Below are 23,419 nucleotides of genomic sequence, written 5' to 3'. Positions count from 1 at the left end.
ACAGTGGTTCGACGATATGGAGTCCCGCATCCCCCGCGGCGAGGTCCGCACCCGCTTCGCCCCATCCCCTACCGGCTATATGCACGTGGGCAATCTGCGCACCGCCCTTTACACCTGGCTCATCGCCCGCCACGGCGGCGGCAAGTTCATTCTCCGCATTGAGGATACCGACCAGGAACGCCTGGTGGAAGGCGCCACCGAGGTCATTTACGCCACACTGCGCAAATGCGGCCTCAACTGGGATGAGGGCCCGGACTTGGGGGGCCCTGTCGGCCCCTACATCCAGACCCAGCGCCGGGATCTCTATGGAAAGTATGCTCAGCTTTTGCTGGATACCGGTCACGCCTATCGGTGCTTCTGTACCAAGGAGCGGCTGGACGCCCTCCACAATGAGAATGGCCTCGGCGGCTACGACGGGCATTGCCGGACCCTTTCTCAGAAAGAAATAGACGAAAAACTCTCCGCCGGTGTTCCCTATGTGATCCGTCAGAAGATCCCCCGCGAGGGGCATACCACGTTCCACGACGTGGTTTTTGGCGACATCACCGTGGAAAACGCCACTTTGGACGACCAGGTCCTGATCAAATCCGACGGATTGCCCACCTATAACTTTGCAAACGTGGTGGACGACCACCTTATGGGGATTACCCACGTGGTCCGGGGCTCCGAGTATCTCTCCTCCGCGCCCAAGTATAACCTTCTGTACGAGGCCTTCGGCTGGGAGGTGCCCACCTATATCCACTGCTCCCCCGTCATGCGGGACGCCCATAACAAGATGTCCAAGCGGCATGGCGACCCCTCCTATGAGGATCTGCTGTCCATGGGCTTCCTCTCAGAGGCGGTGGTCAACTATGTGACTTTGCTGGGCTGGTCCCCCAGGGGCGAGAACGTGGAGCGGGAGTTCTTCACCCTGGACGAGCTCTCGGAGATTTTTGATATCGAGGGGATCTCCAAGTCCCCCGCCATCTTTGATCTGGAAAAGCTCAAATACTTTAACGCCAAGTATTTGCGGGCCATGGACCCCGAGCGTTTCTACGCCGTTGCCGAGCCCTATCTCAAAAAGGCGGTCCAAAACCCGGCCATCAACCTGAAGCTGATCGCCCCCCTGGTCCAGCCCCGCTGCGACACGTTTGCGGACATCGCCCCTCAGGTGGACTTTTTTGACGCCCTGCCGGACTACTCCACCGAGCTCTATGTCCACAAGAAGATGAAGACCACCGAGGAGAACTCCCTGGAGGCCTTAGGGGAAACCATCCCCGTTCTGGAGTCCCTGGAGAGCTGGACCTATGAGGCCATCCATGACGCCCTGATCGGTCTGGCGGAAAAGCTGACCCTCAAAAACGGCCGTATCATGTGGCCGGTCCGTACCGCCCTCTCCGGTAAAGCGGTCACCCCCGGCGGCGCAGTGGAGCTGTGCCAGATCCTAGGCCGGGCGGAGACGCTTCGCCGCCTGAAAATCGGCAGGGACAAGCTGAGCAGATAACCCTTATCCCGCCCTCCTTCCCGCTGGGGATGTTTCCGGTGCAGGAGTCGGGTGTTCCAAGTGATATGGTAAGGCCGCCGTCCTCCGGACGGCGGCCTTTTTCTATTTTGTTCACATAAAACTGCTACATTTTATACAAATTCTCTTCCATTTCCCATTGAAAAGTGGTATACTTTAACCACAAAGGACATTGGGATCCAGAATGGATTTGGCTGTTTTGCCAACCGCATACAGAAAGGAGTATTTCTATGCTGACGCTGCTTCAGTCCGTTTTTTACTCCGGTATCTGCCTGGTTCTATTCGCCCTCCTGTTCTTGCCCGCCCTAGTGAGCTTGGTCGTCTGCGCGGTCTACTTTCTCTCCGACCTCTTCCAGCGTTTTCAGGGGCGGGGCTGGCCGCAATGACCGCCCCTGTCCGGCAGGGCAAAGGGAGACGGCCTTTGTCGCGATCCGCTCTGAGAAGGCCCTGTCATGCTCCACAAAGACCATGGTGGGCTGGCACTCCAGCAGCAGGGACTCGATCTGCATTCTGGAATAGACATCGATAAAATTGAGTGGTTCGTCCCACAGGTACAGATGGGCGTCCTGACACAGGCTGCGGGCAATGAGGACCTTCTTTTTCTGTCCTCCGCTGTAGTCCGCCATGTCCTTTTCAAACTGCGCCCGCTCAAAGTCCAGCTTCCGCAGTATCGCCTTGAAGAGGCTCTCGTCAATCCCGCTCTCCCGCGCAAAGCTCCGCAGATCCCCCCGCAGGAAGGCGCCATCCTGGGGGACATAAGATACCTTGAGTCCCCCTGCGCGCCACAGTGTCCCGGTGTGTGGAAGCTCCTGACCCTGCATCAGCTTCAGAAGGCTGGACTTGCCCGCTCCGTTGGGCCCCTGCAGGGACACCCGCTCCCCCCGTTCCACCGTGAAGGAGACCTCCCGGCACACAGGCCCGGAGCCGTAGTCCGCGCTCAGCCCCTCCGCCTCCAGCAGCCTCCTCTGGGGGTGACGCAGCGGGTGGAGCTTCAGCTCCTCCGCCGTCTCCAGATCTTTGAGGAGGCGGGACTTCTCCTCCGCCGCACTCCGGCGCCTCTCCTCCACCGCTTTGGAGCGTCTCATCATCTTGGCCGCTTTATGCCCAATGAATCCGCGGTCCGGGCGAAGGCCGGAATTCCGGCTCCCCCGTTTGGTTTTTTCTGCCGCGTCAGACCAGGCGGCCGTCCGCCGGGCCGCCTCATCCAACCGCCTGACCTCTTTTTTCAGGCGGTCCTGCTCGGCCAGTTCAAATTGGTCCTGGCGCGCTCTGTTTTCCCACCAAGTAGAAAAATTCCCTTTCTGTACCTCCAGCCCGGTGCGGTTGAACACCAGCACATGGTCCACGCAGCGATCCAGGAAAGCCCGGTCGTGCGAGACAAGGATGAAACCCTCTTTGCGGGCCAGATAATCCGCCGCAAGCTCCCTGCCCGCCATGTCCAGGTGGTTGGTGGGCTCATCGATCAGGAGGAATCGGTGATCCCGCAGAAAAAGCAGTGCCAGCAGGAACCGTGTCTGCTCTCCGTTGGAAAGCGTGCGGAAGGGGCGGTACAGCACCCCCTCATCCAGCTCCAGCATCCGCAGCTCCCGCAGGAGCCGCCACTGCTCCAGACCCGGGCGGAGCACCTCGGCCACCGCCTGTCCATCCTCTTCCGGATCCGGGAGCGCAAAGGGGAAATAGTCGAACCCTTCGGGTGCAGAGATCGTTCCGGTATACACTCCCTCTCCCATCAGGAGCCGCAGGAGGGTAGTCTTTCCCCTCCCGTTGCGCCCCAGGAACCCCAGCCTCCAATTGGTGTCCAACTGAACGGACACATCCTCAAACACCGGGTCGCAGCTGCCTTCATAGGTGAAGCTCAGATGCGAAATATGGATCAAAGACATCAAGATCGCCCCCAAAAGCATAAAAATAGGCGCGGAGCGGCCACGCTCCGCGCCTATTTTTGATGCAATGGCGCAAAACGTGAGAGGAGCGCAGTCGCTTGCCGACGGGCACAGGGAACCCGGCGGCCACGGCCGCCTGTCCAAACTGTGCAGCAGTTCAGCAAGTTATTTGCGCATCTTCCCACCTCAAATCCTGTTTTTTCTTTCTCATCCTAACACCGAGGAATAGCTTTTGTCAATCGGGTTATTCTACAGGATACGAGTAAACTATGCCGGAAATGAGGAGGCGTTTTTATGAGACAATGGACCTGGGGACGGCGCTGGACGGTCCGCGCAGTCAGCTTTCTGCTGGCCGCCTTCGCCGTACTGGGCGGCCTGGCCATCCAGGGGCACCAGAAGGCGGCGGCCTATCAGCGCTATCTCGCCAACAGCCGCCGCCACGCCTTTGCCGAGCTGTCCACCGGTCTGAACGAGCTGGATGCCGATCTCCAAAAGGGGATCTACGCCACATCTCCCGCCATGCTCACCTCCCTATGCACACAGATCTTCGGGAAAGCCATGTCCGCCCAGATGGCGCTGGGAGAGCTGCCCTACGGCAGCATTGAGCTGGAACAGACGGCCGCGTTCCTTGCCAAGACCGGAGACTATGCGGCGGCGCTCTCCCGGTCCGCTGCAGTCAACGGCGGCTGTACGGAGGAGGAGCGTGAGGGGCTCCGCGGCCTTTCCGCCGCCGCCTCGGCCCTCTCCGCCCAGGTGGCCGCCCTCCAATCCGACCTGTGGGCCGGTGCGGCCACTCTGGAGGATGTGGAGGCCGCCGAGGCCCGCCTCTCCGCCGCCGAAGGCGGCGGGCAGGAGGTGGCCGGCTCGGTCTATCAGACCATTGAGAGCGACTTCCCCGAGCTTCCCTCCCTCATCTATGACGGTCCCTTTTCCGAACACATCGCCGGACGTACCGCCCGGGTACTGGAGGGGCGCCCCATCGTCACACAGGACGAGGCCCGCCTAGCGGCCGCCAAATTTCTTGACTTGAAGCCCGACATCTTTACCCTGGTCTCCGCCGGGGAGGGCAAGCTCCCCACTTATGGCTTTTCCGCTGCCGTGGATGGAGGCGAACTCTATGTGGAAGTGACCCAGGCAGGCGGACTCGTCATGCAGGTCATCAGCTCCAGAGCCGCCGGGACCCCTGTCCTGTCCCGGGAAAAGGCCGTGGCTAAGGCCATAGAGTTTCTGGAAAAACGCGGCTATCCCGCGATGCGTGAGAGCTATTTCATCGACCAGGGCGGCATACTCACCATCAACTTCGCTGCGGTTCAGGATGAAGTGATCTGTTATCCGGACCTGGTAAAGGTCTCCATCGCACTGGATACCGGCCGGGTGGTGGGGTTTGAGTCCGAGGGCTACCTGATGAACCACACCCTCCGCAGTTTTCCGGTGCTCTCGGTCAGCGGGGAGGAGGCCCGCGGCGTGGTCTCTCCCGCCCTCACCGTGCTCTCCCAGCAACTCTCTCTCATCCCCACCGGCGGAGAATATGAGGTCCTCTGTCACGAGTTCAAGTGCCGCAGCGAGGAGGGGCAGCATATTCTGGTATACGTGAACGCACAGACCGGCCAAGAGGAGAAGATATTGATCCTTCTGGAAGACGAGAGCGGCACGTTGGTCATATAAAAGAGGAGGGCCTGCCGCAGCTTGCGGCAGGCCCTCCTCTTTATAGGTCTTTTTCGTAGTAGTAATGCCCATAAGCCCGGACGCTGGGTTCTACCTTTCCGATCAGCCGATAGCCCATCTTTTCATAAAACCCGGGCGCCTGGAATCCGAAGGTGTTGAGCTCTACCCGCCTGGCCCCCTGTCGTCGGCCCTCCTCCTCCACGTGGGAGAGGAGCCGCTGCCCCAACCCCTGGCCCCGGCGGCTCTCCGCCACCCAGAGGACATCCACCATAATCAGTTCTCCGATCCGAAACGTATCGGTCCCCGCGATACAGGTCCCCTTATCGTCCCGAATAGCAAAGGAGAGGTCCTGAACATCGCCGCAGAAGCCCGCGTTATAGGCTCTGAGGCCGGTGTGGACCACCTCTGCGTCCGCTTCACTGGCGGGCACGATCCTCTCTTCCATTTCTCAATCCTCCAAATCAAAGGGAGGCAGTTCCCGGCTCTGGGGCACCGCATCCCCCTCGAACTCCAGTTCATCCGGTACGGGCTCCGGAGCGGCGTCCACCAGCCCCTGCTTGAACTGCATCTCCTGCCATTGCTCCTTGGTAATGAGCAACTGCCGCGGCTTGGAGCCCTCAAAGGGGCCTACGATCCCCTTCTCCTCCATCTGATCCACCAGCCGGGCGGCGCGGGAGTAGCCCAGCTTCAGGCGGCGCTGGAGCATGGAGACCGATGCCTGCCCCGTCTCTACCACCACCTCAATGGCGGCGGGAAGGAGCTCATCGTAGTCGTTTCCCACCTCTTCGGGGGCCGAGCCTCCCACCCCCTTGCCCTGCTTGTCCTTTTCGGCGGCGTGCTGCTCGATCTCGTGAATGACCTCTTCGTCATACTCGGCAGTGGATTGCCTCTTGATGAACTCCACCACGGACGCCACCTCCTCATCGGAAATGAGACAGCCCTGGACACGGAGAGGCTTTCCGGAACCCAGCGGGAAATAGAGCATATCGCCGCGGCCCACCAGCTTTTCCGCCCCCGTGGTATCCAGAATGATGCGGGACTCCAGCGCAGAGGCCACGGCAAAGGCGATCCGGCTGGGAATGTTCGCCTTCATCAGGCCGGTGATGACATCGGCGGAGGGCCGCTGGGTGGCGATGATGAGGTGCATTCCGGCGGCACGGCCCATCTGGGCCACCCGGCAGATGGATTCCTCCACCTCCTTGGCGGCCACCAGCATCAGGTCAGCCAGCTCGTCGATGACCACCACCACCTGGGGCATCTTTTCCATCCCCTCGGTCTTGGCTGCATGGACATTATAGGACGCCAGATCCCGGACACCCACCTCGGAAAAGGCCCGGTACCGCTTCATCATCTCGCTGACCGCCCATTGCAGGGCGCCCGCCGCCTTCTTGGGATCGGTGACCACGGGAATCAGCAGGTGCGGAATCCCGTTGTAAATACCGAGCTCCACCATCTTGGGGTCCACCATGATCAGGCGGACCTCCTCCGGCGTAGCCTTGTAGAGGAGTGAAATGATCAGGGAGTTGGTACACACCGACTTACCGGAGCCGGTGGTACCGGCAATCAGCAGATGCGGCAGCTTTGCGATATTGCCTACGATGCAGTTTCCGCCGATGTCCTTGCCCACGGCAAAGGCCACCTTGGAGGCGTGATCCCGGAATGCCTTGGAGTCGATGACCTCATGGATATGGACGGGAGAGACCAACTTGTTGGGCACCTCGATGCCCACCGTCGCGATCTTGTCCGGGATGGGGGCGATGCGCACGCCGGTGGCCCCCAGCGCCAGGGCAATGTCGTCGGCAAGGTTGGTGAGCTTGTTGAGCCGGACGCCCTGATCCAGCTCCACCTCGTACCGGGTGACCGAGGGGCCGCGGGTCACGTCTGAAATCCTCGCCTCGATGCCGAAAGAGCGGATCGTATCGGACAGCCGCTCCTGGTTCATTTTCAGCTCATTCTGCGCGCTGGTCCCCACCTCGCCGCCGCCCTCCGTCAGCAGAGAGACCGGCGGATACTGGTAGGCCGCAGGCACAGCCTCCACCATGCCTTTTTCAATGTCCCGGCTCACCTCGGCCGCCGCCGCCCGCGCCTCCTTGGGCGTCACCTTCTCTACGGCCGGTTCCCGCTCGATCTCCGGCATCGGGGGGACCTCCGGTTCGGCCTGAACAGGCGCTGGGGGCTCAGCGGCTGCGGGTTCCGGCACAGGGATCGGCTGCACCTCAATCCCTGCCTCCTCGGACGCGGGGGACTGCGTCTCGGGTGCCGCCTCAGGTGCTTTCGCATCCATGGGCTTTCCGCCGGTCAGCACCTGGTCGGGCGGCAGCACGCCGGCTTTCCGATTGAAAAACCGCTCTTTTTGGGGTGTGAAGGGGCGTTCAGGGTGTCGCTCAGGCGGGGGGACCGGTCCGTCATCCACCGGGATATCAATGGCGGCGCGTCGCCGCTCCTCCACCGGAACCGGCTTTCGCCGCGCCGGCTTCGGCTCAGGCGTCTCCTCTTCCTCTTCGTATTCGTACACAGGACGGGGGCGGTTCCGGAACGCATCCACGATGTCCACCACCGACAGGTGAAAGGCTCCCAGGAACATCAGGCATTGTCCCAAAATGAGAATGACGCCGCCGCCAACTCTGCTGAATACCAGCACCAGCGTCTCGGCAATGAGACCGCTCACCACACCGCCGCACTTGACCTCCAGCCCTTGGGTCCAAAGTCCCTGTATCCCCTCCAGACCCATGGCGAATTCCCCCTTGTAGAGGAAGAGGTGCAGAATCGCGCCCATGACCAGCGGGGTCAGAAGGGCGCACCACAGCCGCAGCCGTACGGGCCGCCCCCGATGGAAGGCCAATATGTAACTGGCCACCGCCAGCATGGGCGGCACCAGCCAGAAGCCGTAACCGAAGAGTCCCTTGAGCAGGCTGCAAAAGAGGTCAATGAAGAGGGCCTTGATGTTGAAATAACCGAAGGCGGCAAAGAAGGCCAGCAGCAGACAGACCACTGCCCCCACCTCCCGGCGGATGGGCTTGGGCTGAGGCGCAGCCGACGACCGGCGGCCCCCGCTCCCCTTCCGGGCCGTGGCGCCGCTTGTCCGCTTTCCGGAAGAGGAGGCAGCGCGCTTCCCTCCTGTGTTCTTCTTTTGTGTAGAGGCCATGGAATCATCCTTTCAGGGGCCGGCGGCCGCGGATCTGCCGTGGCCGCGCTGTGATTTCATCTTTATTTTACAAAAAAGCTGGCAACCAGGGAGATCAGGCCCACCGCCCAGCAATAATAGGCGAATTTTCCGAATTTACCTTTGTCCGCCAGCAGGTTTACCAGCCGGATCGCAAAGTATCCCACCACGCCGGAGACCGCCATGCCCACCAGGTACATGGGCAGCAGCTCCATCTGAAAGCCGCCCTCCTTTGCCACGTCGATGAGCTCCAGCAGATTGGCGCCGAACACGGCGGGCAGAGACATCAGGAAGGAAAAGCGGACGGCGAAGCTGCGCTCAAAGCCGCAGAGCATCCCGGCTGAGATGGTGGAGCCGGCCCGAGAGATGCCCGGCAGAGTTCCCACCGCCTGCGCACAGCCCACCAAGAGCGCGTCTTTTATAGTCGCAGTTCTGGCTGTCTTTCGGCCCTGTGCGACCCGATCGGAAAAAAACAGAAGAAAGCCGGTGGCTATGAGGGCGACGGAGACGAAAATCACGTTGGTAAAAGCAGCCTCCACCTTGCTTTTCACGGGCAGGACCGCGAACAAGGGCAGGGTCGCCACAACGATCATCAGCACCAGACGACGGGCCGGCGGGGGCGGCGCGGCCCTGCCGCCCTTTTGGGAAAACAGAGATCCGATTCCCAGGAAAAACTCCCGGATCATATCCACAACATCCTGCCAGTAGTAGACGCATACGGCCACCAGTGTTCCAAAATGGAGCAGCACCGTAAAGAGGAGGTCGGTCTCCTCCGGATTCTGTCCGCCGAAAAAATACTGGAACAGGGCCAGGTGGCCGGAGCTGGAAATGGGCAAGAACTCCGCCACGCCCTGAAGAAAGCCCATGGCAACGGAAAACAGGTAACTCACAACGGTTCCCCCTAGGTAAATAAAGTCCCGCCGGACATGTCCGATGGGCATACAAAAGTATATTACCACACGGGGCAAAACATTTCCAGCATTTTATGCGGAGCTCCCACACGATTGGGAGGCCCCGCCTGCCTGACCATCCGAAGGAGCTCGCGTGTCCTGCCTGCGCTGCCGCGCGCCGGGCTCACACGCGGCTTTTGCCAGACCCCAGAGGCGTCTGCTTTTCCCGCCGCTCCTCTTCGATCATGCCGTGCAGGCACTCCAGCGCGTCGGCAAGGCCGCCGATGCGGTCGATGAGACCCAACTGCACCGCCTGCTCTCCATAGATCACGCTGCCTATGTCGGCCGCCAGTTCCCCCGTCTGGAGCATCAGCTTCGTAAAGTCCTCCCGCTTCACGCGGCTATTACGGGTGACAAACGTAATGATCCTGTCCTGGATCCGTTCGAAATAGTTAAAGGTCTGGCTGACACCGATGACCGTCCCGGACAGGCGGACCGGGTGGATGGTCATGGCCGCGGATGGCGCAATGAAGGAGACCTTGGCCGACACCGCCAGGGGCACCCCGATGGAATGCCCGCCGCCCAGGACCAGGGAGACCGTGGGCTTCCGCATGCTGGAGATGAGTTCTGAAATGGCAAGCCCCGCCTCAATGTCTCCCCCTACCGTGTTGAGCAGGATAAGCAGTCCGTCCACCTCGTCGCTCTCCTCCACCGAGGCCAGCAAGGGCATAACATGTTCATATTTTGTGGATTTGCTGGTGGGGGGCAGGATCTGGTGCCCCTCGATCTGTCCCACAATGGTGAGCGTGTGGATGGTCCCCTTTTCCGTTTTGATGGTGGCGGAGCCCATATCCACGATCTGCTGCTGCCGGCTGTCCCGCTCCTCGGCGTCCTCTCCCCCGGTCTCCTGCCTCTGTCTGGTCTCGTCCATAGAAAAACCTCCCAAATCTCATTTGGGTCAGTTTGTACCGTTTTGCGAAAAAATAACCGCCGGCGGTCTATGAAAAGGGCGGGCCGTTTTTCGGCCCGCCCTTTCAGCGCTACTTGTCATCCAGAGGAAGGGGCTCCGGCGCCTTACAGCCGGTACACTCCCGGCAGGACTGGAGGAGACGCTCCAGTGCCGCGTCGTGCTCAGCAAACTCGGCGCGCACCTGCTCCAGCGCCCTGTCCACCCGGTCCATCTCGCCGGAGGCATGGGTAATGGTGGCATCCACATCTCCCCGCAGGCGTCCGTAGCCCGCCTGCACTTTATACAGGATCTGTTCCGCCGCCGTACGGACCTTTTTCGCCTTTTCCTCGGCCTGGCTCTCAATGGCCCTGGCCCTCTGGTGGGCCTCCAGCTCAATGGTGGCGGTGCGGTCCTTGAGCTCCGCATAGGCCTTCGCGCCGCTCTCCCACCGGGCCGCCTTGTCCTTAAGGGCACCCAGTGCTTCCCGCAGCTCCGCCAATTCCCGGCGCACCTGCTCCAGATCGGACTGGGCGCTCTCCAGAGAGGCGCTCTTTTCTGCCTCCGCCTTCTGCAGCCGCTCCAGGTCCCGCTTCAGCACATCCTCGCGCCCCTTGGCGGCATCGGCCTCTCTGCGGGCAGCCTCTCCGGCCTGTTTGGCCTCCTCCGCCTCTTTTTGCAGCGCGGCGACCCGTTCCTTGGACTCCCTTGCGCTGGACTCGATATAGTTCAGGACGTCCTGACGGTTAAACCCGCCCACAACGGCGGTCCGAAAGGAGTTTTCGGCTGGATTCATAGGACGTTACCTCCCGTTTCTTCTGATTTTGCTATTTTACCACATTTCCCGCCCCAACTCAATGTTTTCTGCGGGATTTCCTCGTTGCGGTAAGAATTGACCCCCTCCTTTTTTTATGATATAATCAAGCGATTTGCATGGAAACAGGGAGGACCAGAGGTATGTGGGTCTCGGATAAATGGCGCGACTATGAGCTCATCGACTGCGGCAGAGGGGAAAAGCTGGAGCGATGGGGAGACTGCATCCTGGTGCGGCCCGATCCCCAGGCCATCTGGGACACTGCCAGAGAGGACCCGCTGTGGCGCCGTCCCGACGCCCGATATGCCCGTTCCTCCACCGGAGGCGGCCAGTGGGAAAAGAAGGATGTGCCCCAGCAGTGGAAGATCGCTTATCGGGACCTCACCTTTCAGGTCAAACCCATGAACTTCAAGCACACCGGCCTTTTCCCTGAGCAGGCCGCCAACTGGGATTTCTGCATGGAGCGCATCCGCAAGGCAAACCGCCCCATCTCCGTGCTCAATCTTTTTGCCTATACCGGCGGAGCCACCGTGGCCTGCGCGGCCGCGGGGGCCTCGGTGTGCCATGTGGACGCCGCCAAGGGCATGGTGAGCTGGGCCCGTGAGAACGCCAAGCTTTCCGGCTTGGAGGGCGCGCCCATCCGCTGGATCATCGACGACTGCGGCAAGTTTGTAGAGCGTGAGATTCGACGGGGCCGACGGTACGATGCCGTCATCATGGACCCCCCCTCCTATGGGCGCGGCCCTTCCGGCGAGGTCTGGAAGCTGGAGGACAACCTCTATCCCTTTGTGGAGTTGGTGGCGGGCGTACTCTCCAAAGAGCCCCTTTTCTTTCTGATCAACTCCTACACCACAGGGCTTGCTCCGTCGGTGCTCACCTATATTTTGGAAACGGTGGTCACAAAGCGCCACGGCGGCCATACCGACAGCGGTGAGCTGGGGCTCCCCGTTACCGACAGCGGCCTGGTCCTTCCAGCCGGGGCCACCGGGCGCTGGGTGGCCGACCGCTAGGCTGCATATCCGGCAGGTCCCCATTCCATCAAAGGAGTCTTTTTATGGGCAGTATCATTCAAACACAGGACCTTCACTTCTCCTACACCACTGCCGAAGGCGTCTCCCCCGTGGTGCTGGACGGCGTGAATCTGGAGATCGAGGAGGGGTCCTTTGTCGCCGTGCTGGGGCATAACGGCTCCGGCAAGTCCACATTGGCCAAGCATATGAACGCCATTTTGCTGCCGTCCGGCGGCAAGGTATTTGTCAGCGGCATGGATACCGCCGACGACAATCTGCTGCTGGATATCCGCCGCACGGTGGGTATGGTCTTTCAAAACCCGGATAACCAGATCGTCGCCAACGTGGTGGAGGAGGACGTGGCTTTCGCCCCCGAAAACCTCGGCATCCCCCCCGCCGAGATCCGCCGGCGCGTGGACGACGCGCTGAAGGCGGTGGGTATGTATGAATTTCGGGAGCATGCCCCCCATCTGCTCTCCGGCGGCCAAAAGCAGCGGGTCGCCATTGCCGGCGTCATCGCCATGCGCCCCCGCTGCATCGTGCTGGACGAGCCCACCGCCATGCTGGACCCCGTGGGCCGCAAAGAGGTCATGGATACCGTCAAGCAGCTCAACCGGAGGGCCGGCGTCACGGTGGTCCTCATCACCCACCATATGGACGAGGCCGCCCAGGCGGACCGCCTGGTGGTCATGGCCGGCGGCCATGTGGTGGCGGACGGCACACCCAAAGAGGTCTTTGCCGACGTGGAGGGCCTTAAGGCCGTGGGGCTCACCGTCCCCGAGACGGTGGAGCTGTGCTATGAACTCCGGCAGGAGGGGCTGGCGCTGCCCCTGGACGCCCTCTCCGACGAAGAGTGTGCCCAGGCGCTATATCGCCTTCTGGAGAAGGAAGGAGCGAATCCCCCATGCTGAGCGACCCAAGCTTTCACCCGCTGGCCGGAATCTGTATTATCCTTTTTCTAACATTTATATTTGTATTTACCATTTGCGGCTACACCTTTGAACTCTATCTCTCCCTAGGCGCCAGGATATTCTTCAGCCTGATTCTCACCGCTGTCGGCGGGCTTATCGCCGCTCTTTGGCGGCGTGTCCGCCTCTTGGAAGCCCAAATCTCCTCTCTGCGTGAATGCGTGAATCAATTGGAACAACCGTAACCACTGCGCATTTTCTCGTTCTAGGGCGCGACCCATATCCGGGCGTGCACCACTATAACGTTAGGACTGATTTCCTTTGGAAGCGATCATTCAGACGGAAAAGCTCAGCCACATCTACTCCGCCGGCACCCCTTTCGAGCACGGCGCCCTGGTGGATGTGGACTTCACCGCCTACCGCGGGGAATATCTCGGCATCATCGGCCGGACGGGTTCCGGCAAGTCCACTCTGATCCAGCATTTGAACGCCCTGCTGAAGCCCACCTCGGGCCGGGTCCTCTTCGAAGGGCGCGACATCTGGGAGACCAAGGAGCGCACCCGCCAGACCCGCTTTCAGGTAGGCTTGGTCTTTCAGTATCCGGAGTACCAGCTCTTTGAGGAGACGGTTTACAAGGATATCTCCTTCGGCCCCCGCAACATGGGGCTTGACGAGGCGGAGATTGACCGTCGGGTCCGGGACGCCGCAGCCTTTGTGGGGCTTGCCGACCCGGTGCTGGAAAAGTCCCCCTTCGAGCTCTCCGGCGGCCAGAAGCGCCGGGTCGCCATTGCCGGCGTCATCGCCATGGAGCCCGCCGTTTTGGTGCTGGACGAGCCCACCGCCGGTCTGGACCCTGTGGGCGTGGAATCCATTCTGGGCAACATCCGCGACTATCACAGGGCCAAAAACGCCACCATTATCCTGGTCTCCCACTCCATGGAGGAGGTGGCCCGCACTGTGGACCGCCTGGTCGTGGTCAGCGGCGGGCGTATCCCCTTCTCCGGCCCGCCCAGAGAGGTCTTTGCTCACGGGGATGAGCTGGAAGCGATGGGTCTGGGCGTTCCCCAGGTGACCCGGGTCTTCCACCGGCTCAAGGCCATGGGCGTAGACGTCGATCCCTCCGTCTATACCATCGAGCAGGCCAAGGCCGCCGTTCGCGACTGCCTGGCCCGAAAGGGGGCGAGGTAATGGCGCTGAAGGACATTACACTGGGCCAATACTTTCCTGGCTCCACCGTCATCCACAAGCTGGACCCCAGGACCAAGCTGCTCTTCGTGGTGCTCTATATCGTGGCCCTCTTCACCGCCAAGGGACTTCTGGCCTATGGGCTCCTTCTGGCGGTACTGGCCTGCGCCATCGCCGTCTCCAAAGTGCATCTCAAGACCATTCTGCGTGGCATGAAGCCGATCCTTTTCATCATCGTGCTCACCGCCATCCTCAATATCTTCTACACTCCCGGCGACCCCATTTGGCAGTGGAAGTTTCTGAAGATCACCGTGGAGGGTCTGTGGGCCGCTTTCTTCATGATCCTGCGCATCACCCTTCTCATCACCTGCACCTTCCTGCTCACCTATACTACCTCTCCCATCATGCTCACCGACGGCCTGGAAAAGCTGCTGGGCCCCCTCAAAAAGGTTCGGGTCCCCGTCCATGAGCTGAGTATGATGATGTCCATCGCCCTCCGGTTCATCCCCACCTTGATCGAGGAGACCGACAAGATCATGTCCGCCCAAAAGGCGCGGGGCGCCGACTTCGACACCGGAGACCTCCTCCAGAAGGCCAAAGCCCTGGTCCCCCTGCTGGTCCCCCTCTTTATCTCTGCCTTCCGGCGGGCCGACGAACTGGCCGTGGCCATGGAGTGCCGCTGCTACCACGGCGGCGAGGGCCGCACCCGCCTGCGTCAACTCAAGTTCGAGGCGCGGGATTATCTCACCCTGGTGGGGAGCGCCGTCCTGGTGGCCGTCGTCATCCTGCTGCGCCGCACGACGCTTTTTTGACGGGAGGCGCCATGCAGGAGAGAAATATTGCCCTGAAATTGATGTACGTGGGCACCGCCTACCACGGCTGGCAGGTGCAGAAGAACGCCGTCTCCGTGGCCGAGACGCTGGAAAAGGCCCTCTCCACGGTGGTGTGCCACCCCGTCAAGTGTACCGGGGCGGGGCGCACGGACGCCGGCGTCCATGCGGAGGTGTATATCGCCAATTTCCACACCCGTTCCTCCATTCCTACGGACCGCATCCCTCTGGCGGTGAACACCCGTCTTCCCGACGATATCGTGGTGGTCAAGGCCACCGAGGTACCGGAGCATTTCAACGCCATTGGGTCCTGTCTCAGGAAGGAGTACACCTACCGCATCTATAACTCCAGGCTGGGAAATGCTTTTTATGTCAACCGAGCCTGGTTCTATCCCAAACATCTGGACGAATCCATCATGCAGCGCGCTGCGGACTGCTTTGTGGGCACCCACGACTTTTCCGCCGTCCGCGCTGTGGGCACGGAGGTCAGGTCCCCGGTGCGTACCGTCCACTACTTCAACATCACTCGCACCGGCGATCTCATCGAGTGCCGGGTATGTGCCAACGGGTTCCTCTACAATATGGTACGGGCTATGGTGGGTACCTGCGTTTACGCCGCCGAGGGCAAGTTTGCCCCCGAGGACGTGAGCGCCATCCTGGAAAGCAGGAATCGGACCGCCGCCGGCCCCACCGTCCCACCCGGCGGACTCTATATGACCCAACTGTGGTACGACGAAGACGTACTGTAATCCCGCCGCACAGGAGCGCATAACATGGAAGAGCTGAAGCCGGTCCCTCCGGCGCCGAAGAAAAAACCGAACATTTTTGTCCGCCTGCTGGCCTTTCTGGTCACACTAGCCCTTCTGCTGGGCGCGGTAGCGGCGGTGGTCTACCGTGACAGGCTGAACTTCGATTCCATCAGGCGGTGGTTCGTCTACCGCTCTCTGGAGAAGAGCGATTCGGGCCAGACTGAGTCCTTCCAGTATGACAGCGCGGGCAAGGGCGGTTATTCCCAGGTGGGAGACGATCTGTTGGTATGGTCCACTGCCGGGGTGCGGCTCTACTCCTCCGGCGGCGTTGAATACCTCAATGAATCCCTCACCCTCAACAGGCCCGTGGCGGATACCTGCGGCTCGGCCGCGCTGATCTATGACGCGGGCGGCAATGTTCTCCATACTTACGAGGACCGCTCCACTTCCTTCGTCTTGAACACGGAGCAGGGACACGAGATCCTCTCCGCCCGAATGGGCCCCGGCGGCTCCTTCGCGGTCACCACCCGGGAGTCCGGCTATAAGGGCGTGGTCACCGTTTACAGCAGCGGCGGACATCCGGTGGTGGGCATCCGGATTTCCACCCGGTTTGTGACTGACGGCCTCCTCTCCGACGACGGCAAGACCGTGGCCGTACTCACCGTGGGACAGAATGAGGACGTATTTGAAAGCGGTCTGGATCTCTATGCGCTGGATGGCGACGTCCCCTTCGCCTCCTATTCTCTGGGCAACAACGCCATTCTGGACCTCCGTGCCGACGGCTCCGCCTTTTGGGCGTTGGGTGAGAGCAGTCTCTCCGTGGCCCGGGCCGACGGTTCCGCCGCCGTACACTACGACTATGCCGGGCGCTACCTCAAGGACTACGCCTTGGATGGCGATGGCTTTTCCGCCCTGCTGCTGGGTAAATACCGTGCCGGCAGCGGCGCCGCGCTGGTCACAGTGGGCGCTGACGGCCAGGAGCTGGCCTCTCTGGACCTGGAGGACCAAGTGCTGGACCTGGACGCCTCCGGCCGCTATGTGGCCGTGCTCACCGCGGCAGGGCTCACCCTCTATACCAAAGATCTTCAGCTCTATGACGCGCTGGAAAATACCATGGGCGCCCGCAGCGTGGTCCTCCGCAGCGACGGTACCGCCTTTCTGGTGGGCGGCGAGACCGCCCGGCTCTATATTCCGGGCTGATCCGTCCCAGTTCCTTCCCCTTTCGATCGATACCGAGGTGTAATCATGACAACCACTGCGATCCTCTTTGACGTCGTTATCCTGCTCATCCTCGCCGGTTTCGCCCTCCACGGGGCGTCCCGCGGCCTCCTGCTATCCCTGTGCGGCCTGGTTGCCGTCCTGGTGGCCTTCATCGGCGGCAACTTTCTTGCTGATCTGCTGGCCCCCAAGGTGGCCGACTACCTGGAACCCAAATTTGCCTCCGCCATCGAATCCCGGCTGGAGGAGCAGATGCAGGCGGCCCTTCCCTCCTCCGACGGCGCGCTCCCCGAGGCATCTGTTGACGTTCCCCTCGCAGACATCCTGGATATCCTCAAGGATATGGGGCTCTATCAGAGCGCGGTGGACGCCATCGACAAGGCGGTGGAGCAGGGCATGACCGACGTGGCCGCCAGCACGGCCGCCGCCGTGGCCGCTTCCATCGCCGAAACGGTGGCCTACATGATCCTCTTTGTCGCCGGCTTTGTGATCGTCCTGGTGGCCTGGACCGTGTTCAGCCACGCCCTGGATCTGGTCGCCCGCCTCCCCGGCCTCCATTTTCTCAACAAGACCGGAGGGGCGCTCCTGGGCCTCGTCAAGGGCTGCGCCATTCTCTTCCTGTGTGCGTGGGTAATACGCTACCTGGGACACATCATCCCCGAGGAGACGGTGGAGCAGACCACCCTTCTCAAGTTCTTCCTCACCACCAATCCGGTGGCCTTGATCTTGGGCGCCCGCGCGGCTTGATCCCTTGTTCAAGACCTGTAAGCGCATCCGATCGACGGGTCCTTTCCCGCTCCCAGACTGCCCGTCGGTCAAAACGCCCGGTAGCCGGCCATTGTCCCGGTTCTCAAACATACCCTAAATGTTTTCACACGAAATTCATCACTAGTTCACAATTCCATGCTACTTTAGCTACACTGGAGGGTGTATGCAGTGCGACCCATCCTCCAAAAGGAGTAACAAAATGCAGCCTACACTTTGTTCCCGATGCCATAAAAACGTGGCCGTGATTTTCGTCACACGCATCGAGGGCGGAGAGACCAAAAACGAGGGTCTCTGCCTCAAGTGCGCCAAGGAACTGGGAATCAAGCCCGTGGAAGATATGATGCAGAAGATGGGCATCAACGACGAGGACCTGGAAGGTCTCACCAACGAGATGATGTCGGCTTTTGGCGGCGCTGAGGGTATGGAGGGTCTTCTCCCCCAGGAGGACGGCGATCCCGACGAGGACGACGAGGGCCGGACCGCCACGTTCCCCTTTCTCAATAAGCTTTTCGGCGGGCAGCCGCCCGCCGACTCCGGCGGCCCCGCTCCCGGCGGGGAACAGACCCGCCAGCAGCGGGAGGAAAAGCCGGGCAAGGACCGCGCGCCAAACGGAAATTTTTGGAGAACTACTGTATCTCCCTCACCAACCGCGCCCAAGAGGGCAAGCTGGACCGTATCGTCGGCCGCGACTCCGAGCTGGAGCGGGTGGTCCAGATCCTGAATCGCCGTCAGAAAAACAACCCCTGCCTCATCGGCGAGCCCGGCGTGGGCAAGACCGCTATTGCCGAGGGGCTTGCCCTGCGCATCGCGGAGCGGAACGTCCCCTACAAGCTGTTGGACAAGGAGGTCTATTTGCTGGACCTCACCTCTCTGGTGGCGGGCACCCAGTTCCGTGGGCAGTTCGAGAGCCGGATGAAAGGACTCATTGAGGAGATCAAGAAGCTGGGCAACATCATCCTGGTCATCGACGAGGTCCACAATCTGGTGGGCGCCGGCGATGCCGAGGGCTCCATGAGCGCAGCCAATATCCTCAAGCCCGCCCTCTCCCGGGGCGAGATCCAGGTCATCGGCGCCACTACCCTTACCGAGTATCGCAAATACATTGAGAAGGATTCCGCCCTGGAGCGGCGTTTCCAGCCTGTTATGGTGGATGAACCCTCCCTTGAGGACTCCGTGGCCATCCTCAAGGGTATCGCCCCCTACTATGAGAACTACCACCATGTGACCATCTCCCCCGAAATGTGCCGTCTGGCCGTTACGATGTCCGAGCGGTACATCACGGACCGCTTCCTCCCCGACAAGGCCATTGACCTCATCGACGAGGCCAGCTCCGACGTAAACCTCCACAACAAGGCCCTCACCCGGGTCATGCAGATCGACAAGGAGCTTGCCGACATCGCCAAAGAGCGGGAGGTCATGCTGGCGGCCGCCAATGACAAATCCGGCGAAGCCTTTGACAAACTCCGCCGCAGGGAGACCACCCTTCTCCAGCAGAAGGAAAAGCTGGACTCCACCCCCAACGACGCCGAGCCCGAGCTCCGGCAGGCCAAGCTGACGGAGCTCCAGCAGCAGCTCAATCTGGTGGCACAGGAAAAATCCAACCTGGAGCGGGCCAACAGCGAGCGCGCCTACCAAAGGCTGGCTGTACTGAAGAGCCAGGAGCTCCAGCTCAGCGCAGAGAAAGACGGTCTGGCCGACCAGTGCACCCCCGCCCTCACGGTGGAAAACCTGGCCCGGGTCATCGAGCTGTGGACCAAGATCCCCGCCAGCCAGATCCAGGAGCAGGAATACGAACGCCTGGCCCACCTAGAGGAGCGGCTCAAAACCCATATCATCGGCCAGGACGAAGCCGTCCATGAGGTGGCCAACGCCATCCGCCGCGGCCGGGTGGGCATCGCCTCCAAGCGCAAGCCTGTCTCCTTCATCTTTGTAGGCTCCACCGGCGTGGGAAAAACCGAGCTGGTCAAGCGCCTGGCACAGGATATGTTCAATTCCCCCGAATCTCTCATCCGTTTGGATATGTCGGAGTTTATGGAGAAATTCGCCGTCAGCCGTATCATCGGCTCTCCTCCGGGCTATGTAGGCTACGACGAGGCCGGCCAGCTGACCGAAAAGGTGCGCCGCAAGCCCTACTGCGTCATTCTCTTTGACGAAATTGAGAAGGCGCACCCGGATGTCCTCAACATCATGCTCCAGATCCTGGACGACGGTCATATCACCGACGCCCAGGGGCGTGTGGTGAACTTTGAGAATACTGTCATCGTCATGACCTCCAACGCCGGCAGCGACAAGGGCATGGGGTCCCTGGGCTTTGGCCGCACCGCCAATGAGCAGGGCAAGGACAAGGCCATGAAAGCTCTGGAGGGCTTCCTGCGTCCTGAGTTCATCAACCGCGTGGATGAAGTGGTCTATTTCAACCGCCTTACGGAGGGGAACTTCAAGTCCATCGCCCGGATCATGCTGGGCGAGCTCACCGATAACCTCAGGGAGAAGGGGATTTCCTTCTCCTGGGACGAGAGCGTGCTGGAGCACTTGGTCAAGACCTCCTACTCGGTGGCTTACGGCGCCCGAAACCTGCGCCGGCAGGTTCAAAAGGACTTGGAGGACCCCATCGCCACCAAGATCATCGAGAGTTATATGTCCCCCATTACCCAGTTAAAGGCCTCCGCCAATGACAGTAAAATCGAACTGTTGGCGCTGTAACCAGCTCTTTCCGCGTGGCGCACGGCCCAGCGGTCTTTCACTTGTGTGAAAGAGGGCCCCGGATCATAAGGTCCGGGGCCCTCTTGCTATTTTCGTTCGATATCCAGGATCAGGGTCTCCAGCCCCTGCCGCATGGCATAGGTCAGGGTATACATGGTCCCGCCCAGCGTCATGCCGTCGTAGGCTGCGATCAAAAGTCCGGCGTGGTCGACCATGTACCGGTCCCGGCGCTGCATACAGCCGGAGGTGTACCGGTGCTGGACCATGGTCTCAAAATCGCACTGCTCCATCAGTCTGAAATAGCGGCTCCGGTCCCGCTCCCGCCAGCGGGCCGCCTGCTCCTCACAAGGGATGGCGGCCTCCAGCGTGATGCCCGGACGGCGGCTCCGCAGCTCCAGCACGGCCTCGCAGAAGTAGAGGTCACACCCCCGGGCCATACCACAGATGAAATGTCGGTACCCACGATTGTATACCTGCGTCAATTCCCCCTCCAGCCGCCTTTTCAGCGCCAGACAACGGGGATCGGACTCATTCTCCCCCCATGGAAGTTTGTCCGGCCTGTGGCCGGTAAAACAGCAGCTCTGCTCTCTCTTCACATCATACCTCCCGGGGCGCCCCGCCCTTATTTTGTTTCTTTTATTCTAGTATATCCCGGCTGGCAAGTCAATGTTTATCGAACATTTGTTTTTCAAAAATACAAAAAAGGGGGTTGCATTTTTGCCGGACCCATGTATAATAAAGGAAGAGAAAACAACTGAATCGAAAATGTCTTCAGGGCAGGGTGAAAATCCCGATCGGCGGTATAGTCCGCGACCTGTGTTTCTGCACAGTTGATCCGGTGGAACTCCGGGACCGACAGTGACGCGCTTTGAATCGGCGGCGCGAAGTCTGGATGGAAGAAGATGTGTTAAAACGCGCACCTTTCCCCATGTTTGTTTTTAACACCTGGAAGACATTCCGTCTTTCAGGTGTTTTCTACTACATGGGGGCGCGGCCGGGAGAAAAGGCCGCGCCTGAAAGGAGCGCATATTTTTATGTCCGAACCCACCCTGACCAAAACCAGCGCCCGTCCCGCAATGAACACCAGGACGGTCACCACCCTGGCCATGCTCTCTGCCATCGCCTATGTGGTGATGCTGCTCTCCAAGCTGCTACCCAGTGTCAACGGTTTCCTGGATTTCGATTTCAAGGATGTCATCATCTGCATCGGCGGCTTTACCTTTGGCCCTGTGGCCGCCGCCGCGGTGTCCATTGTGGTGGCCTTCGTGGAGATGGTCACCATCAGCCATACCGGTCCCATCGGCTTCGTCATGAACGTGCTGGCCACCTGCAGCTTCTGCTGCACCGCTTCTTTCGTCTATAAGCGCCGCCACACCATGCGGGGCGCAATCCTGGGGCTGGGGCTGGGCGTACTGATGCTGACGGGCGTGATGCTGCTGTGGAATTACCTCATCACCCCCATCTATCAGGGCCTGCCGCGGGAAGCTGTGGCCGCCATGCTGGTGCCTGTCTTCCTCCCCTTCAATCTGGTCAAGGGCGGCATGAACATGGCCACTACCCTTCTGCTCTATAAGCCCGTGGTCACCGCCCTGCGCCGCGCCAATCTGATCCCGGCCTCCGAGCACTCTCAGCCCCGGCGCTCCAGCGCGGGCTATCTGCTCTTCTCCCTGGCCCTGATGGCCACCTTTGTCCTGCTGGCGCTGGTGCTGATGGACGTCATCTGAAAAATGCAGCTCCCCACAAATGGTGGGCCCGACCGCAGTCGGGCCCACCGTTTTTGTCTTGCCTATCTGGAGTTTTTTGGTATAGAACATTCGTTTGACCATTTCTCGTCTTTGTGCTATACTCTTACGGGGAGGGAGCGCCATGGAGCGGACCATACTGCACTGTGATCTCAACGGATTTTATGCCTCGGTAGAGCTACGGGACCGGCCCGACCTCTGGGACAAGCCGGTGGCCGTATGCGGAGATCCGGAGAGCCGGCACGGCATTATCCTGGCAAAAAACGAAGCGGCCAAACGCTTCCAGGTCAAAACGGCGGAGACCATCTGGCAGGCCCGGAAAAAGTGTCCCGGCCTCATTCTCCTTCCCGCCCACCATGAGGAGTACCGCCGGGTCTCCCGACGGATCAACGCCATTTATGAGCGCTATACCGATCTGGTAGAGCCCTTCGGCATCGACGAGAGCTGGCTGGACATCACCGGCTCCATGCACCTCTTCGGCGGTGACGCACGGGATATTGCAGACAAGCTCCGGGCGGTGGTCCGCCGGGAGGAGCGCCTCACCATCTCGGTGGGCGTCTCCTTCAACAAGGTCTTTGCCAAGCTGGGCAGCGACATGAAAAAACCCGACGCCACCACGGTCATCACCCGGGCGGACGTACCGGCCAAGGTCTGGCCCCTTCCGGTCACGGACCTCCTGTTTGTCGGCCGTGCGGCCGACAAGGTGCTCCAGGAATATGGCGTACGCACCATCGGCGATCTGGCGGCCTTCGGCCGTGAGGGGCTGGTCCGCCTGCTGGGCAAGCAGGGAGGGCAGCTCTACGACTACGCCGCTGGATTGGAGCATAGTCCGGTCACCCGCGCCGGGGAGTCCCCTCCCCCTAAATCCGTGGGCAACGGCATTACGTTCCGCCGCAATCTGCTGGGATGGGAGGACATCCACACCGGCGTAGCCCTCCTTTCGGACAGCGTGGCCATGCGCCTGCGCAAATATGCGCTGAAATGTTCCACCGTACAGGTGACCGTCCGGGACCCAAATTTCAGGGATATCTGCCGCCAGAAACGGCTGGGCTCTCCCAGCTATGTTTCCCGGGATATCAGCCGCGCGGCGATGGCCCTCATCCGGGAGGCCTGGAACCCCAAGGCACCTATACGCGCCCTTACCATCACCGGGCAGAATCTGGTCCCCGAAGGGGAGGTCACAGAGCAGCTGGACCTGTTCCGCACCGACACCACACCCCAGCGGCAAAGGCGGGAGCGCTTGGAACATACGGTGGACGGGATCCGCAGCAAATATGGCAAGGCGTCCATTCTTCCCGCCGCCACAGTGGGCGAGGACATCGATCATCCTCCCGGTCACGCCGGGAGCATCCCTCCCCCGGGCGGCAGCCGGGGGAGGGATGGACATTGAACCGGGCGGAGGGGAGGCAAATTGCCTCCCCTCCGCCCGGTTCAATTAAAATCT

21 protein-coding genes and 1 riboswitch are annotated in these 23,419 nt (G+C 61.0%); of the genes, 14 read left to right on the top strand and 7 right to left on the bottom strand.

The window, feature by feature from the left end; all coding sequences use genetic code 11:
- Positions 1-16 precede the first annotated feature (16 nt).
- Positions 17-1,483, top strand: a complete 1,467-nt coding sequence (gene gltX, locus SRB521_RS06340; RefSeq protein WP_116722086.1) for a glutamate--tRNA ligase — start codon at positions 17-19, stop codon at positions 1,481-1,483.
- Positions 1,484-1,806: 323 nt separating this feature from the next.
- Here the strand turns inward: gltX and abc-f are convergent, their stop codons facing one another.
- A complete protein-coding gene (gene abc-f / locus SRB521_RS06335; RefSeq protein ID WP_075704128.1) occupies positions 1,807-3,384 on the bottom strand; it encodes a ribosomal protection-like ABC-F family protein in 1,578 nt (525 codons plus the stop codon).
- Between the two features lie 294 nt (positions 3,385-3,678).
- On the opposite strand from abc-f, the gene SRB521_RS06330 reads away from it, so the two are divergent.
- Positions 3,679-5,049, top strand: coding sequence for a PepSY1/2 domain-containing protein (locus SRB521_RS06330; protein ID WP_075704129.1), 1,371 nt, complete (start codon positions 3,679-3,681; stop codon positions 5,047-5,049).
- Positions 5,050-5,089: 40 nt separating this feature from the next.
- Here the strand turns inward: SRB521_RS06330 and SRB521_RS06325 are convergent, their stop codons facing one another.
- The 5 genes from SRB521_RS06325 to SRB521_RS06305 all read right to left on the bottom strand — a co-directional run bounded on the left by SRB521_RS06325 (position 5,090) and on the right by SRB521_RS06305 (position 10,844).
- Positions 5,090-5,494 carry a GNAT family N-acetyltransferase gene (locus SRB521_RS06325; protein WP_058117949.1) on the bottom strand — a complete coding sequence of 135 codons (405 nt, stop codon included), beginning with the start codon at positions 5,492-5,494 and terminating at the stop codon, positions 5,090-5,092.
- A gap of 3 nt (positions 5,495-5,497) precedes the next feature.
- Positions 5,498-8,194 carry an FtsK/SpoIIIE family DNA translocase gene (locus SRB521_RS06320; RefSeq protein ID WP_116721978.1) on the bottom strand — a complete coding sequence of 899 codons (2,697 nt, stop codon included), beginning with the start codon at positions 8,192-8,194 and terminating at the stop codon, positions 5,498-5,500.
- Positions 8,195-8,256: 62 nt separating this feature from the next.
- Positions 8,257-9,102, bottom strand: coding sequence for an undecaprenyl-diphosphate phosphatase (locus tag SRB521_RS06315; RefSeq protein ID WP_058117951.1), 846 nt, complete (start codon positions 9,100-9,102; stop codon positions 8,257-8,259).
- 184 nt (positions 9,103-9,286) lie between these two features.
- The gene (locus SRB521_RS06310; RefSeq protein WP_058117952.1) at positions 9,287-10,033 is read right to left on the bottom strand and encodes a ClpP family protease; all 747 of its coding nucleotides are present in this window, start codon (positions 10,031-10,033) and stop codon (positions 9,287-9,289) included.
- A 109-nt stretch (positions 10,034-10,142) separates the two neighbouring features.
- Entirely contained in the window at positions 10,143-10,844 is a 702-nt protein-coding gene (locus tag SRB521_RS06305) for a hypothetical protein (RefSeq protein WP_058117953.1), read from the bottom strand.
- Positions 10,845-11,005: 161 nt separating this feature from the next.
- Here SRB521_RS06305 and SRB521_RS06300 point away from each other — a divergent pair, with 161 nt between their 5' ends.
- The 10 genes from SRB521_RS06300 to SRB521_RS06260 all read left to right on the top strand — a co-directional run bounded on the left by SRB521_RS06300 (position 11,006) and on the right by SRB521_RS06260 (position 20,233).
- Positions 11,006-11,872, top strand: coding sequence for a class I SAM-dependent methyltransferase (locus SRB521_RS06300; protein WP_116721977.1), 867 nt, complete (start codon positions 11,006-11,008; stop codon positions 11,870-11,872).
- A 44-nt stretch (positions 11,873-11,916) separates the two neighbouring features.
- On the top strand, positions 11,917-12,783 hold the full coding sequence (locus SRB521_RS06295; RefSeq protein WP_116721976.1) for an energy-coupling factor transporter ATPase: 867 nt from the start codon (positions 11,917-11,919) through the stop codon (positions 12,781-12,783).
- Complete coding sequence (locus tag SRB521_RS06290; RefSeq protein ID WP_058117956.1) at positions 12,777-13,025, top strand: hypothetical protein; 249 nt, start codon at positions 12,777-12,779, stop codon at positions 13,023-13,025. Before SRB521_RS06295 ends, SRB521_RS06290 begins: the two co-directional genes overlap by 7 nt.
- 76 nt (positions 13,026-13,101) lie before the next feature.
- Entirely contained in the window at positions 13,102-13,968 is an 867-nt protein-coding gene (locus SRB521_RS06285) for an energy-coupling factor transporter ATPase (protein WP_033116800.1), read from the top strand.
- The gene (locus SRB521_RS06280; protein ID WP_058117957.1) at positions 13,968-14,777 is read left to right on the top strand and encodes an energy-coupling factor transporter transmembrane component T family protein; all 810 of its coding nucleotides are present in this window, start codon (positions 13,968-13,970) and stop codon (positions 14,775-14,777) included. The genes SRB521_RS06285 and SRB521_RS06280 overlap by 1 nt, the downstream gene beginning before the upstream one ends.
- An 11-nt stretch (positions 14,778-14,788) precedes the next feature.
- Complete coding sequence (gene truA, locus SRB521_RS06275; RefSeq protein ID WP_033116798.1) at positions 14,789-15,544, top strand: tRNA pseudouridine(38-40) synthase TruA; 756 nt, start codon at positions 14,789-14,791, stop codon at positions 15,542-15,544.
- Between the two features lie 24 nt (positions 15,545-15,568).
- A complete protein-coding gene (locus SRB521_RS06270; RefSeq protein WP_058117958.1) occupies positions 15,569-16,744 on the top strand; it encodes a DUF5711 family protein in 1,176 nt (391 codons plus the stop codon).
- Positions 16,745-16,789: 45 nt separating this feature from the next.
- Positions 16,790-17,509 (top strand): CvpA family protein, encoded by a 720-nt coding sequence (locus SRB521_RS06265; RefSeq protein WP_033116796.1) that lies wholly within the window; start codon positions 16,790-16,792, stop codon positions 17,507-17,509.
- 220 nt (positions 17,510-17,729) lie between these two features.
- Positions 17,730-18,251: a hypothetical protein gene (locus SRB521_RS16320; protein WP_207216004.1), complete on the top strand. Its 522-nt coding sequence runs from the start codon at positions 17,730-17,732 to the stop codon at positions 18,249-18,251.
- A complete protein-coding gene (locus tag SRB521_RS06260) occupies positions 18,149-20,233 on the top strand; it encodes an ATP-dependent Clp protease ATP-binding subunit (RefSeq protein ID WP_207216003.1) in 2,085 nt (694 codons plus the stop codon). Before SRB521_RS16320 ends, SRB521_RS06260 begins: the two co-directional genes overlap by 103 nt.
- Positions 20,234-20,319: 86 nt before the next feature.
- Here SRB521_RS06260 and SRB521_RS06255 read toward each other — a convergent pair whose 3' ends face one another.
- Positions 20,320-20,829: an SLOG family protein gene (locus tag SRB521_RS06255; RefSeq protein ID WP_075704135.1), complete on the bottom strand. Its 510-nt coding sequence runs from the start codon at positions 20,827-20,829 to the stop codon at positions 20,320-20,322.
- A 167-nt stretch (positions 20,830-20,996) separates the two neighbouring features.
- Positions 20,997-21,141, top strand: a riboswitch (FMN riboswitch).
- Between the two features lie 126 nt (positions 21,142-21,267).
- Here SRB521_RS06255 and SRB521_RS06250 point away from each other — a divergent pair.
- Both SRB521_RS06250 and dinB read left to right on the top strand, forming a co-directional pair.
- Positions 21,268-21,957, top strand: a complete 690-nt coding sequence (locus SRB521_RS06250) for an ECF transporter S component (protein ID WP_242976547.1) — start codon at positions 21,268-21,270, stop codon at positions 21,955-21,957.
- A gap of 142 nt (positions 21,958-22,099) precedes the next feature.
- Positions 22,100-23,365: a DNA polymerase IV gene (gene dinB, locus SRB521_RS06245; protein WP_075704136.1), complete on the top strand. Its 1,266-nt coding sequence runs from the start codon at positions 22,100-22,102 to the stop codon at positions 23,363-23,365.
- Positions 23,366-23,419 lie beyond the last annotated feature (54 nt).

Origin of the sequence: Intestinimonas butyriciproducens (genome assembly GCF_004154955.1) — a bacterium.
Lineage (GTDB): Bacteria > Bacillota > Clostridia > Oscillospirales > Oscillospiraceae > Intestinimonas > Intestinimonas butyriciproducens.
The sequence above is the reverse complement of the archived record's forward strand: the minus strand, read 5'-3'. Positions and strand labels throughout refer to the sequence as shown.

Coding starts and splice junctions, on each gene's coding strand:
- gltX (WP_116722086.1), top strand. CDS start 17: ATGGAGTCCCGCATCCCCCGCGGCGAGGTCCGCACCCGCTTCGCCCCA.
- abc-f (WP_075704128.1), bottom strand. CDS start 3,384: ATGTCTTTGATCCATATTTCGCATCTGAGCTTCACCTATGAAGGCAGC.
- SRB521_RS06330 (WP_075704129.1), top strand. CDS start 3,679: ATGAGACAATGGACCTGGGGACGGCGCTGGACGGTCCGCGCAGTCAGC.
- SRB521_RS06325 (WP_058117949.1), bottom strand. CDS start 5,494: ATGGAAGAGAGGATCGTGCCCGCCAGTGAAGCGGACGCAGAGGTGGTC.
- SRB521_RS06320 (WP_116721978.1), bottom strand. CDS start 8,194: ATGGCCTCTACACAAAAGAAGAACACAGGAGGGAAGCGCGCTGCCTCC.
- SRB521_RS06310 (WP_058117952.1), bottom strand. CDS start 10,033: ATGGACGAGACCAGACAGAGGCAGGAGACCGGGGGAGAGGACGCCGAG.
- SRB521_RS06305 (WP_058117953.1), bottom strand. CDS start 10,844: ATGAATCCAGCCGAAAACTCCTTTCGGACCGCCGTTGTGGGCGGGTTT.
- SRB521_RS06300 (WP_116721977.1), top strand. CDS start 11,006: ATGTGGGTCTCGGATAAATGGCGCGACTATGAGCTCATCGACTGCGGC.
- SRB521_RS06295 (WP_116721976.1), top strand. CDS start 11,917: ATGGGCAGTATCATTCAAACACAGGACCTTCACTTCTCCTACACCACT.
- SRB521_RS06290 (WP_058117956.1), top strand. CDS start 12,777: ATGCTGAGCGACCCAAGCTTTCACCCGCTGGCCGGAATCTGTATTATC.
- SRB521_RS06280 (WP_058117957.1), top strand. CDS start 13,968: ATGGCGCTGAAGGACATTACACTGGGCCAATACTTTCCTGGCTCCACC.
- truA (WP_033116798.1), top strand. CDS start 14,789: ATGCAGGAGAGAAATATTGCCCTGAAATTGATGTACGTGGGCACCGCC.
- SRB521_RS06270 (WP_058117958.1), top strand. CDS start 15,569: ATGGAAGAGCTGAAGCCGGTCCCTCCGGCGCCGAAGAAAAAACCGAAC.
- SRB521_RS06265 (WP_033116796.1), top strand. CDS start 16,790: ATGACAACCACTGCGATCCTCTTTGACGTCGTTATCCTGCTCATCCTC.
- SRB521_RS16320 (WP_207216004.1), top strand. CDS start 17,730: ATGCAGCCTACACTTTGTTCCCGATGCCATAAAAACGTGGCCGTGATT.
- SRB521_RS06250 (WP_242976547.1), top strand. CDS start 21,268: ATGTCCGAACCCACCCTGACCAAAACCAGCGCCCGTCCCGCAATGAAC.
- dinB (WP_075704136.1), top strand. CDS start 22,100: ATGGAGCGGACCATACTGCACTGTGATCTCAACGGATTTTATGCCTCG.